General features: G+C 71.0%; 10 protein-coding genes and 1 pseudogene. 6 read left to right on the top strand and 5 right to left on the bottom strand.

The features are described from left to right. A pseudogene (locus AOK08_RS26095) lies at positions 1-705 on the bottom strand (hypothetical protein); the annotation flags it as partial. Positions 706-979: 274 nt separating this feature from the next. Here AOK08_RS26095 and AOK08_RS26090 point away from each other — a divergent pair. The 4 genes from AOK08_RS26090 to AOK08_RS26075 all read left to right on the top strand — a co-directional run bounded on the left by AOK08_RS26090 (position 980) and on the right by AOK08_RS26075 (position 6,507). Next, positions 980-3,043: a HAMP domain-containing protein gene (locus AOK08_RS26090; protein WP_055530447.1), complete on the top strand. Its 2,064-nt coding sequence runs from the start codon at positions 980-982 to the stop codon at positions 3,041-3,043. Continuing rightward, positions 3,040-4,278: a poly-gamma-glutamate synthase PgsB gene (pgsB, locus tag AOK08_RS26085; protein ID WP_055530445.1), complete on the top strand. Its 1,239-nt coding sequence runs from the start codon at positions 3,040-3,042 to the stop codon at positions 4,276-4,278. Before AOK08_RS26090 ends, pgsB begins: the two co-directional genes overlap by 4 nt. After that, positions 4,275-4,757: a poly-gamma-glutamate biosynthesis protein PgsC/CapC gene (locus tag AOK08_RS26080; protein WP_055530443.1), complete on the top strand. Its 483-nt coding sequence runs from the start codon at positions 4,275-4,277 to the stop codon at positions 4,755-4,757. The genes pgsB and AOK08_RS26080 overlap by 4 nt, the downstream gene beginning before the upstream one ends. A gap of 265 nt (positions 4,758-5,022) precedes the next feature. Then, positions 5,023-6,507, top strand: coding sequence for a ricin-type beta-trefoil lectin domain protein (locus tag AOK08_RS26075; protein WP_055530441.1), 1,485 nt, complete (start codon positions 5,023-5,025; stop codon positions 6,505-6,507). 62 nt (positions 6,508-6,569) lie between these two features. Here AOK08_RS26075 and AOK08_RS26070 read toward each other — a convergent pair whose 3' ends face one another. From AOK08_RS26070 to AOK08_RS26055, 4 genes are all read right to left on the bottom strand, one after another. Next, positions 6,570-7,631 carry a LacI family DNA-binding transcriptional regulator gene (locus AOK08_RS26070; RefSeq protein WP_055530439.1) on the bottom strand — a complete coding sequence of 354 codons (1,062 nt, stop codon included), beginning with the start codon at positions 7,629-7,631 and terminating at the stop codon, positions 6,570-6,572. A gap of 148 nt (positions 7,632-7,779) precedes the next feature. After that, a complete protein-coding gene (locus AOK08_RS26065; protein ID WP_055530453.1) occupies positions 7,780-8,793 on the bottom strand; it encodes an NAD(P)/FAD-dependent oxidoreductase in 1,014 nt (337 codons plus the stop codon). After that, positions 8,790-9,335 (bottom strand): isoprenylcysteine carboxyl methyltransferase family protein, encoded by a 546-nt coding sequence (locus tag AOK08_RS26060; RefSeq protein ID WP_055530437.1) that lies wholly within the window; start codon positions 9,333-9,335, stop codon positions 8,790-8,792. Before AOK08_RS26060 ends, AOK08_RS26065 begins: the two co-directional genes overlap by 4 nt. Before the next feature lie 47 nt (positions 9,336-9,382). Then, positions 9,383-10,450 (bottom strand): type III polyketide synthase, encoded by a 1,068-nt coding sequence (locus tag AOK08_RS26055; RefSeq protein ID WP_055530435.1) that lies wholly within the window; start codon positions 10,448-10,450, stop codon positions 9,383-9,385. Between the two features lie 148 nt (positions 10,451-10,598). Here AOK08_RS26055 and AOK08_RS26050 point away from each other — a divergent pair, with 148 nt between their 5' ends. After that, positions 10,599-11,468 carry a UbiA family prenyltransferase gene (locus tag AOK08_RS26050; protein ID WP_055530433.1) on the top strand — a complete coding sequence of 290 codons (870 nt, stop codon included), beginning with the start codon at positions 10,599-10,601 and terminating at the stop codon, positions 11,466-11,468. Positions 11,469-11,669: 201 nt separating this feature from the next. Next, a complete protein-coding gene (locus AOK08_RS26045) occupies positions 11,670-12,314 on the top strand; it encodes a dihydrofolate reductase family protein (RefSeq protein ID WP_055530431.1) in 645 nt (214 codons plus the stop codon). Positions 12,315-12,323 lie beyond the last annotated feature (9 nt).

The raw sequence follows: 12,323 nt of genomic DNA, 5'->3' as shown, positions 1-12,323 counted from the left end.
GTACTGGCCGCCCGCCGACAGGATGATGTCGTGGCCGGGGGAACTGTCGTCGGCGAAGCCGTGGATCTGGAGGGCGGGGACACGGCGGGCGGCCAGTACGTCGCACACCGCGTTGAAGACCGTGAGGCGGCGGTGCGCCATGTCGGCCGTCCGCCCTCGGGCGGCGTCGCGGGGTGCGCCCGCCAGAACCAGGACACCGCCGGGTGCGCGGGCGAACAGGTCGGCACCGATGAGTTCCGTGTACAGGTCGGAACGGGGGTGCGGGATCTGGACGGACCAGCGGACGGGCCGGCTCAGGTCGATGTAGATCCGGCCCCACCCGCGGCCCGTGTCGGTCGGCTCGGCGACCTCCACCACCTCGCGGCCGGAGTTCGCCAACTTGTAGGCGGCCAAGCGGTAGTTGACATCCCGCAGGCGGGATTCCGCACTGTCGAGGTCACCGCCCAGGATGTCTTTCACAGCACCCGCGAGCGCGGTGCGCTCAGCACGCTCGGGGGTGCGGTAGCCACCGTCCCTGGGGAAGTGGGCCACATAGGCGCCGAGTTGGCGCGCGAGGCGCAGCTCGGGCGCCGAGTCCAAGTCCAAGTCCCGGCCCCGGTCGGGGGAGAGCAGGGCGTACGTCGCCGGTACGGCCGCCGCCGCGCCGACGCCCAGGGCGGCGAGCAGGAAAGCGTGGCGACGTGAGAAATCCCTCGGGAATTGCATGATGCGCAGAGCATAGGCGTTCGTTCAGTGCCCGCCACGTGGGCTCAATCACAGGGTCAATGAGCAAGAAAATCGTGGGCGTTGTTGAACAGTCCTGCTCTCCTCTCCGTCTTGAAGGTTGCTCGACCGCTCTCGCGGAAGGTCCAGGACGAACGCTTCCTGGACGTTCGCGATTTCGAATCTCCCCGTCGTTCGTTCTCTGTTCAGGAGTGACCCCATGCAGGCAGCCAGCCCTGCCCGGCGCCCTCGCCTATTCCGGCGAAGACGTGCCGATATGCCGTTGCTCGGCGGCGTCCGGCCACCCATCGCGGTTCTGCTGACCCTGTTGGTTGCCGTTTCATGCCTCGCCTTGTTCACGGTCGGAAATTCGGACGATCGTGCTGTTTCGCGGGCGATTGTCGACTCCCAGGGAGACATCGCCGCCGATTCCGCCCGTTCTCTTGGCACTTCCATCGAGGCGAATTCCGCGGGTCTCCGCGATGCCGTCGCCCTGCTCGGCCGGGGCAGGCGGAAACCCCTCCTGGACCAGCTGGACTCGCTGGCAAGTGCCTACGGCAAGTGGCGCGGCATCGCCGTCCTGGACGCCGTGTCGGGACGGGAACTCACCTCCTTCGGGGAACCCGTGCCTCTGAAGGGCGCGCCCCGGGGTGACATCGACGAGGACGCGCTGAGGCCCCGACTCGCGGCCGACGGCAATGGCGCGGCCCTGGTGGTGTCGTACGCCCTGTTCGAAGGCGCCGACGGCAAGAAGCAGTTGGTCGTGTCGACCGGGGCGCTGCGGCTGCCGAACCAGAGCGGCGGCAGTAACACCTACGTCGTCGACGCGCGCGGCCGCATCGTCGCGGCTTCCGGACCCAAGGCGTACGACGAGGAGCTGTGGGCTGCCGTACAGGACCGGGATGTCGACGTACGGCGTGAGGGCCGCCAGTACTACGTCGTCGGGCGGGCCGAGGTGCCCGATAGCGAGCACGTAAAGGATCTGAAGCTGACCATGGCGACGGTCGCGGCCGTGCCTGTCGGAACCGCCGTCGCCGACGACCGGTTCACCGGGCTCGCCGCGGCCGGGACGCTGCTGGCCGTCGGTCTCCTCGTCACCCTGCTGCTCGTGCGGTACATCCAGCGCCCGCTGCTCGGACTGCACCAGGAGGCTCAGCGCATCGCCCGGGGCGACCTCGGTGATCCGGTCGCCGTGCGAGCGGCACGGGGTGAGGCGCGCCGGATCGCGAACGCGCTGGAATCGCTGCGGCAGCAACTCCTCGACCGGTCGGCCGGGTTCGCGCCCCGCACACAGCAACGCAGGCAGCGGATCGGGCTCCGGGTGATCGTCCTGGGCTGCGCCGCACTCATCGCAGCCTGGGCCGTCGCCCTCCCCTTCGCCGCCTCGGCCCGCGATGACGACCAGGTCCCCCAGCAGATCGGCCTGGACCAGCAGTACCGCACACAGTCCGCCGCCGACCGCGTCCACGGCACCCTCGCCCAGACCGTCGCCGACCTGTCCACCATCGCCCAGCTCGCGGACAACAACAAGGGCGGCGTCGCCAAGGTGCTCGACGACCAACTGCCCGGGCACGACAACTGGGGCTCCCTCTACCTCGTCGACCGCGAGGGCAAGATCCTGGCCCGGGCCGGCAAGACCCCGCTGGACACCGACCGCAAGGCTGCCCTGGCCCAGGTGAAGACGAACACGCCCGGTGTGGTCCAGCTCAACCACAGCGGCAAGGTGCCCGTGGTGGCGGCGGCCGTGACCGTCGGGGACGGCAGCCGCCAGCTGCTGGTCAGTGAGCTGACGCCGGACGCCTTCAACGGGGTCCTCACCCGTTCCCGGCTCGGGCGGACCTGGCTCGTCGACGCGGGCGGGCGGATCATCGCCTCCAACCAGGGGTTCATCGCGTTCAGTTCACCGCCGCGGCCCAACGGGGACATCCTCGCCGCCGCCCTGGTCAAGGGGGTCGCAGCAACCAACGACCGCCTCGGCTGGCGCGTCGTCACCCACAAGCCGACGTCCTGGCTGCGCCTGGCCGGCTACGAGAGCGAGCGGAGCGCCGAACTCTCGGCCCTCCTCGCCGTCGCCGCCGCCGTGCTGGGCCTCGGCTGGCTGGAGCTGACCGTGCTGCGCCCGCTGCGCGCCGCCGGCCGCTCCGCGGGGGCACTCGCGAGTGGCGAGCGCACCGCCGTCATCTACCCCGTCCACCAGGACGAAGTCGGCTCCGTCGCCCGCAGCCTCGAACTCCTGAGGCAACAACTCGCCGATCCACGCCGAGAGACGGACCACTCCACCGCCCACCAAGGGGCAGACGACACCCTCCTCCTGGAGATAGACCGGGAAGCCACCTCATGATCTTCCTCTTCAGCGTCTTCCTCATAGGCGCCCTCGGCCTCCTGACGGCCGGCATCATCGAACAGCGCAGGCACTTCGCCAACCTCGACGCCATACCCCAGCGAGTGCTCGTCAACGGCATCCGGGGCAAGTCCTCCATCACCCGCCTGTGCGCGGGCGCCCTGCGCGGCGGCGGCCTGACGACCGTCGCCAAGACCACCGGCACGGCCGCCCGCTTCATCCACCCCGACGCCACCGAGGAGCCGGTCTACCGCAAGTTCGGCATCGCCAACGTCGTCGAGCAGATCGGCATCGTGCGGCGCGCGGCGACGTACCAGCCCGACGCCCTCGTCATCGAGTGCATGGCCGTCATGCCGGCCCTCCAGGAGGTCAACCAGACCAAGCTGATCCGCTCCACGATCGGCGTGCTGTGCAACGTCCGCGAGGACCATCTCGCCGAGATGGGACCCACGCTGGACGACGTGGCCCGCTCGCTCTGCCGGTCCATGCCCGTCGGCGGCATCTGTGTCACCGCCGAGCAGGAACGTTTCCACATCCTCCAGAAGGAGGCCGACGCCCGGAACTGCCAGCTGATCTACGCCGACCCGGAGACCGTCTCCGACGAGGAACTGCGCGGATTCTCCTGGTTCACCTTCAAGGAGAACGTCGCCATCGCGCTCACCGTCGCCGCACTCGTCGGCGTCGACCGTCAGACGGCCCTGCGGGGCATGTACGACGCCCCGCCGGACCCGGGAGTGCTGTCGGTCGAGAAGTACCGCACCCCGCAGGGCGGCAGGCTGCGCTTCGCCAACGTCTTCGCCGCCAACGACCCCGAGTCGACGCTGATGAACGTCAACCAGCTGCTCGGCCTCGGCGCCATCGACCGCCCGCTCAACGTCGTCATCAACTGCCGCCCCGACCGCGTCGAACGCAACGGCCAGATGGGCCAGATCGTCCCCGACCTCGCCCCCGACACCGTGTTCCTGATCGGGCACCCCACCAAGAGCGCCCGCGACGGCATCCCCTCCCACTGGAACGGACGCGTCGTCGACCTCGGCGGCGACGACCGCGACCCCGGCGCGCTCACCGCCGACCTGCTCGCCGCCCTCGGCCCGGACTCGTCCCTGGTCGCGATAGGCAACATCCACGGCCAGGGGGAGCACTTCCTGGAACGCCTCGCCCAACTCCCCCCGGCCGACACCGCCGCCGGCGGTCCCGACCAGTACAGCGCCGATCTCGGAGGCTACAACCAGTGATCCCCGTCGACCTCAGCCCCGACATGGCCGCCATGGGCATCGCACTCGGCCTGTTCTTCTCCCTGATCTGCTACCTCACCACGAACCTCTCGCCCGGCGGCATGATCACCCCCGGCTGGCTGGCCCTGGCGCTCGTCGGGGACTGGCGGCTGTTCGTGATGGTGCTCGGTGCGACCGGAGTGACCTACGCCGGTACGCGGGTGATGCAGCGACTGGTGATCCTGTACGGCAAGCGGCTGTTCGCCGCGGTGGTGATGTGCGGCGTGCTGATCCAGGCCTCGCTGTACCTGCTGCTCAAGAACGAGTTCCCGTACCTCTTCAGCCATCAGACGCTCGGCTACATCGTCCCCGGCCTCATCGCCTACCAGCTGGTCCGCCAGCCCCTGAAAGCGACGCTGCTGGCGACGAGCTCGGTCACGTTCGCCGCGTACGTGGTCCTGGCGACGGGGGCGCTGCTCGGCGCCCTGCCGAGCGTGTGACCGGTTCCTGACGTACGGGGCCGTCTCCGCGTGAACTCGCCTTCCTCCAGGGCCCGCTGAAAGAGTCCGGCGTGTTTCGGAAGTGTCACGAGGGCTTGTCACAGGTGTGGGCGACGTGCCACTGTCCGGCCATGGTTACGTAACCATGGCCGGTTTACAGGGGTCCGAGTCTCTGCATCCGTATCCGGACCCTGGTTCATCACTGCCTCGGCTCAGGTGACGAACCCGCACTCCGCCCTCCGCGATTTCCGTCACTGGAGACGACATGACCAAGACCCCGACGAGGTCGAGAAGACTGGCCAGCGTGCTCATGGCCGGCTTCGGCGCGACACTCATGTTCCTGACCGCCCCGGCCCCCGCCCTCGCCCAGTCGGGCGTCAAGGCGTCGGCCGCCTCGCAGGCGTCGGCGAAGGCCTCCTCGAAGGGCGGTACCCGTGACTTCCGTGGGGTGAACTGGGCGGACCCGCGCGACAATTACGCCAGTGACGCCGTGGTGCCCAGCGGGCTGTCGGTGACCGACGACTACCGCACCGTGTACCGCACCACGGACCGCATGGTGCGCGGCTTCAAGAAGAACCTGGGCGCCAACACCCTGCGGCTGCCGATCAACCCGGCGACCGTGGGCACCACTTGGTGGAAGTCGTACCGGGCGACGATCGACGCGGCCACGGCCTACGGCGACAAGGTCATCGTCAGCTACTGGGAGGCCGACAGCAGCAAGGACGGCCTGGTCGACGACACGGCCGCCTGGAAGAAGATGTGGAACACCGTCGTACGGGAGTACAAGAAGAACCCGCGCGTCTACTTCGAGCCCATGAACGAGCCGCACGGCTACACCCTCGACCAGTGGGTGTCCGTCACCAGCGGCTGGCTCGACCGGTACAAGGACGTCCCGCGCGGCCGTGTCGTCATCAGCGGCACCGGCTACAACGACAACGTCACCGGTGTCGGCGCGGCCCGCGCACTGCGCGGAACGCTGCTCTCCCTGCACTTCTACGGGTACTGGAAGGACTACACCAAGCAGTCGGACTGGGTCGCCGACCTCGAAGCGAGGATCGGCAAGTACGCCGGGCGGACCGTCATCGACGAGGCCGGCGCCCCGATGACCATCGGGCTGAACTACGGCGCGTGGAACGGCAACATCTACACCTCGTACCTCGCGGCCGTCACCAACACCGCCCGCGGCAAGGGCATGGGGATGGTGTACTGGCCGGGACTGAGGTTCGGCGACGCCTACTCGATCGAGTCACTGGACGCCAAGGGCAACCTGGTGGACAACAGCGCCACCGGAGTCGCGCAGTTGCGCTGGGGCTACGGCTTCGGCAAGACCCCGCCCGTCAACGACCTGCCGCCCGCGCCTCCCGGCGAGGTCCTGCGCGGAGCGGGCTCGGGCCGCTGTGTCGACGTACCCGGTTTCAGCACGACCGACAACACCCGGCTCGACCTGTGGGACTGCAACGCGGGCGGGAACCAGACCTGGAACTGGAACGCGGCCAAGCAGCTCACCGTCTACGGCAGCAAGTGCATGACCGTGGGCGGCACCGGAGCCACCGCGGGCGACCCCGTGGTCATCTCCGACTGCACCGGCGCGACAGCACAGCAGTGGAACGTGAACGCGGACCTCTCCGTGACCAGCGTCGCGAACCCGGCGCTCTGCCTGGACGCGGCCGGCGGCGGCACCGGCAACGGCACGTCGGTCGACGTCTGGTACTGCAACGGCAGCACCAACCAGCAGTGGACCCGGAGCTGACACCGACGGAGCCCACACCGACGGAAGCTCCCGCCCACCACTGATCCGGCCCGTTCGGATCGTCAGCGCCGCCGCGCCTCGCCTCCGGGCGAGGGCGGCGGCGCTCCCGTGCTCGCCCGCACCACCAGCCGTGTCGGGACCAGGGTCCTGTCGACCGTGTCGGGCCCCGTACGGCCGATCTTGCCCAGCAGCTTCTGGAAACTGAGCCGGCCGACCTCCGCGAAGTCCTGCCGTACGGTCGTCAGCGGCGGCCAGAAGGCATGGCTCTCCTCCATGTCGTCGAACCCGACCACGCTGACGTCGTCCGGGATCCGGCGGCCCAGCTCGTGCAGGGCACGCATGACACCGAGCGCCATGTGGTCGTTCGCGGCGAAGATCGCCGTGACCTCCGGCCTGCGGCCCAGCGCCAGCCCGTGCCGGTATCCGGACCGGGTGGTCCAGTCGCCGTACAGCACCGGCGGCGCGGCGATGCCGGCGGACCGCAGGGTGTGCCGCCAGGACTCGACCCGACGGGCCGCGGAGAACGAGGTCGGCGGTCCGGCGATGTGCCACACCTGCCGGTGGCCGAGTTCCAGCAGATGTTCCGTCGCCTGCCGGGCGCCCTGCGCCTGATCCGTGTCCACCACGGTGTATCCGGGACCGGTGTCGGAGTCGACCACCACCATCGGGACCCCCGGCGGGAGGCTGAGCTCCGCCTCGTCCAGGAGATGCGCCTCGAAGACGAGGATCACCCCGTCGACGGCCGCCTCGCTGAGCCGGTCGTAGGCACCGGAGACCCCGCCCATGGTCGGGTCCGGCACGGGGATGAGCGTGAGGGCGTACTTGGCGTCGGCGGCTTCCCTGGCGATGGCGTCGAGCGTGCGCGTGTTCCCGAACGTCCTGAGCGTGAACGTGATGACACCGATCGTGTTGAACCGGCCGCTCTTCAGCGCGCGCGCCGCTCCGTTCGGCCGGTAGCCCAGCGCCCGCATCGACTCGACGACCCGCGCTCTGGTCGCCGGGTCGACGTTGCTGTGGCCGTTGGACACACGCGAGACCGTCTGTGGCGCGACACCGGCATGCCGGGCCACATCCGCCATCGAAGGGCGGGACCGTCCGGACACCGGCTTGTCCCCAATCGCCATGATCCCTTGATTCCCCTGGTGTTCCCCCGCTTCTCGGGCCCTGACAACAGCCTAGGCCCACCACCCGGGCGCCCGGGAGCGAGTTGCCCCGGCGCCGCAAACCCGCGACGCCCGGCTGCTCTCCACCGGGGCACCCGGCACCCCGCCGCTACCGCAGTGCGCGCACTGCTGCCGAGAACACCGGGGGCATCCAGGACGCCGCGGGCACGACGAGACGGGCGGCGCCCGGCCGGCGGGCGGCGGCCAGCAGGGCCCCGGTCAGCAGCCGGTGGCGCCTGGTCAGCCGGGCCCAGGCGTGCTCGTACCGCTCCGGCTGTCCGGCGGCCAGGCAGCGGACGGCGGCCCCGGCCGTCGCCAGCGCCAGGGCGATGCCCTCACCGGTGAGGGCGTCCAGGTATCCGGCGGCGTCGCCGACGAGCAGGACACGGCCGGCGGTTCTGCGCCGCACCCGCTGGAGCATCGGACCCGCGCCGCGTACCGGCGTCGCGGCGGGTCCGCGCAGCGACGCGGTGAGCGCCGGGAACGCGGCCAGGTGCTCGTCGTACCCGCGACGGCCGCTGCTGAGGACCGCGACGCCCACCAGATCGTCGCCGACCGGTGTCACATAGGCCTCGCCGTGCCGGGACCAGTGCACCTCCACGAAGTCCGTCCACGGTTCGACGTGGTAGTGCCGGCGCAGTCCGTAGCGGCCGTGGGGGCGGCCCGGCAGTTCCAGACCCAGGCTCCGGCGCACCGGGGAGTGCAGGCCGTCGGCGGCGATCAGCCAGCGGGCCGTGGTTCCGGCGGCGGTGACCGTGTCCGCGTTCTGCCGCACCTCGCCGACCCTGCCCGGCAGCACGCGCACACCGAGCCCGACAGCGCGCTCGTACAGGGCGGAGTGCAGCTCCGTACGGCGGACCCCCAGCCCGCTCTGCTCACGGAAGGACGCTTCGGCGCGGACGGCACCGTCCAGGTAGCGGATGCCGCGCAGCTCGCGTCCGCGGGCCTCGACGCCCAGTGCGCGCAGTGCGGCGACGCCACCGGGCATGACTCCTTCACCGCATGCCTTGTCCACGGGCGTGCCCCGGGGTTCGACGACGACGGCCTCCAGGCCGGCGAGCGCCGCGTGGATGGCGGCGGCGAGCCCGGCCGGTCCGCCACCGGCCACCAGTACGTCGATCACGCCGGAGCGGACGCGGACGCGGACAGCGTCGCCGAGGCGGCCAGCGCCCGGTTCTCGCATCGGACGCGGACAACGAGCAGAGCCGCGTTGAGCACCGTGAACACCGTCGCGGTGACCCAGGCGGTGTGCACCAGGGGCAGGGCCACGCCTTCGGCGACGACCGCCACATAGTTCGGATGCCGCAGCCACGGCCACCGGTAGGGGCCGCCCGCCACCAGCGGCAGACCGGGAACGACGATCACCCGGGTGTTCCAGCGGGGCCCCAGGGTGCGCACGCACCACCACCGCAGAGCCTGCGCGCCCGCGAGCACGGCCAGCATCGGCCAGGCCAGGGCGGGCACGAAGGGGCGGTCGGCCAGCCACACCTCGGCCGGGCAGGCGAGCAGCAGACCGGTGTGAAGGGCGACCATGGCCGGGTAGTGGCCCTGCCCGCTCACTCTCGCGCCGCGAGCGGCGCTCCACCGCTCGTTGCGGCGGGCGACGACGAGTTCACCGACACGCTCGGCGGCGACCCCGGCCACCAGAAGTCCGTACCAGATCATGGTTTCCCTGTGTCTTCCGTGTCCTGTACGCGTCCTCCGAGGGCCGGCTACCAGCGCAGCAGGACGAGTTCGGAGGCGAAGCCGGGCCCCATCGCCAGGAGTACACCCGGTGTGCCCGGCGGCGGGCGATGCTCGGCCAGCGTGTCGCGCAGCACATGGAGCACCGATGACGAGGACAGGTTGCCGACCTCGGCCAGGTGACGCCAAGTCACATCGAGTGCGTGTTCGGGCAGGTCGAGTGCCTCGGCGACGGCTTCCAGTATTTTGGGGCCGCCGGGGTGGCACACCCAGCCGGTCACGTCCTTCGGCTTCAGGCCGTGGTCGCCGAGGAACCGCTCGACCCCGTCGGCGAGATGACGGCGCACCACATCGGGGACGGCAGGGTCGAGGACGACCCGGAAGCCGGAGTCACCGATGTTCAGCCCGAGGATGTGCCCGGTGTCGGGATACAGATGGCTGACGCTGTCCACGATCGTCGGGCCGCCGGCCTCCGCCGGGCCGATCGGGCGGTCCGCGCCGCACGCCACGACCGCGGCGGCGCCGTCGCCGAACAGCCCGGAGGCGACCAGATTGGCCATGGAGGCGTCGCCGCGCTGGAAGTTGAGCGAGCACAGCTCCACCGACAGCAGCACCGCCACCTGGTCGGGTCTGCCCAGCAGATAGTCGTGCATACGGGCCAGGCCGGCGGCACCACCGGCACACCCCAGGCCGAACAGGGGCAGCCGTTTGACGTCCGGCCGCAGACCGAGGCGGCCGACCAGCCGCGCGTCGATCGAAGGGGTGGCGATGCCGGTGACGGAGGTGAAGACCAGCAGATCCACGTCAGTGGCGGTCAGCCCGGCGGCGTGCAGAGCGCCCCGGACGGCCTTCGCCCCCAGGTCGGTTGCGGCGGCGATATAGACATCGTTGGCGGCGCCGAAGCCGTCCAGTTCCGCGTACCGCTCGAACGGCAGCGTCATGTGCCGCGAGCCGACCTTCGCGCCGCGGTGCAGCCGGTCCAGGACCGCCCGATCGGCGCCCTCCGGCAGACACTCACGGGCCACCATGTCGGTGATCTCCGACTGGGTCCGACGGTGCGGTGCGAGTACACCGTGAACTGCGGCGATCCGCGTCATGTGGTTCCTGTTCGGTTGCCGACGGGGGTGAGGGGGCTCTACGGATCTTCCCCTCACGACGACTCGGACACCAACGGTCCCTCGTACGGCCGCTCCTCCCGGAGCGCGTCTCCCGCCCGGCCCGGCAAGAGCGCCTAGGATCGCCCGGGTGGGCATCCCCGAGCAGCCGACGGCCGATGGCCCGGCGGTCAGTTGGGCCGTCCGGGCGGGTGGCCTGGCCGGGTCCTGCCACCCCGGACCCGTTGTGGCGGTCACCGCCCTGATGGTCGCGCTGGCCGTGACCGCCGGCCAGGACCCCGCGCGTTGTGTCCTCACCGGTGCCGCCGTGCTGGCCGGGCAGCTGTCCGTCGGCTGGTGCAACGACGCGTTCGACGCGCGCCGGGACATCGCGGCCGGCCGCCGCGGCAAACCCGTCGTCGACGGCACCGTCGGTGTGGCGCAGGTGTGGGTCGCCGCGTACGCAGCCCTGGCGCTGTGCGTACCGCTGTCGTTCGCCTGCGGTCTGTGGGCGGGCGCCGTTCACCTGGCCGGGGTGTCGGCGGCATGGGCGTACGACCTGCGGCTCAAGGCGACAGCGTGGTCCTGGGCGCCCTATGCGGTGGGCTTCGCCTCCCTCCCCGCGTTCGTCGCGCTCGGGGTGCCGGGGCGGCCATGGCCGGCCTGGTGGGTGGTCACCGCCGGGGCCCTGCTGGGGATCGGCGCCCATCTGGGCGACGTACTGCCGGACATTCGCGCGGACCTGGCGATGGGCGTACGGGGCTGGCCGCAACGGCTGGGCCCGGACCGCGCGTTGCTGCTGCTGCCGGTGCCGCTGGTGGCCGCGACCGGGGTTCTGGTGCTGGGTCCTGCCGGACCACCGGGCCGGTGGGGATGGGCGGCGCTCGCGATGTCCGCCCTGATCGCGACGGCGGGCACGCTCCTGGGACGCCGCTGGGAGCGGCTGGCGTTCGCGGCGGCGGTCACGGTCGCGGCGGCGGACGTGACATTGCTGCTGCTGCGCGGCACCGGGATCGCCTGACCGCACCGGGGACCGGGACAGGCCGCCCAGGTCTGCCCGATTTTCTGGCCGGCCGGTCGACGCTGTACGCAGTCACGCGTACGGAGACCACCCGTGCCGGAAATGGTGGGTACGGAAACCGGGTGTCGGCGCGGCGATGATTCCGTGGCCGCCCGCCGGTCTACCTTCCGACGGGAACGACCACGGCATCGGGAGTACGACATGGGCCTCATCGACATCGAACTGTTCGCGACCCTCGACCTCGTCGGGCAGGCGCCCGGCGGCCCCGACGAGGACCCGGAGGGGTTCCCGTTCGGCGGCTGGCAGGCACCCCTGCTGGACGAGGCCGCCGGGGAGCAGATCACCGCCGCGTACGAGGGCACCGACGCACTCCTGCTCGGCCGCCGGACGTACGACATCTTCGCCGCCTACTGGCCGCACCAGAAGGGCGGCGAGGACAACGACATCGCCACGCTCTTCAACAGCATCCCGAAGTACGTGGCCTCCCGTGGCACGCCCGACCTCTCGTGGGCCGGGTCCACGCACCTCGGCCCGGATCTCCCCGGCGCGGTACGCGAGATCCGTGACCGGCACCAGCAGGTGAAGGTCGTCGGCAGCCTGGACCTGGTGCAGACCCTTCTGCGCGAGAAGCTCTTCGACCGTATCGACCTCTGGGTGCACCCGATCATGCTCGGCGTCGGCAAGAAGGTGTTCGACGACGGCACCGTGCCCACGAACGTCACCCTGCTCCAGCCGCCGGCGGTCAGCTCCAAGGGCACGGTGTACCTGCGCTACGGACTCGCCGACGGCACGCCCCGCACGGGAGACATGAGCGCACCGGACCGCGGTGTCGGGCACGGCGACTGAGGACCTCCC

The sequence above is a fragment of the Streptomyces graminilatus genome, assembly GCF_001418565.1.
Classification (GTDB): Bacteria; Actinomycetota; Actinomycetes; order Streptomycetales; family Streptomycetaceae; genus Streptomyces; species Streptomyces graminilatus.
Note: the sequence above shows the minus strand (reverse complement) of the source record. Positions and strands in the feature narration are given on the sequence as shown.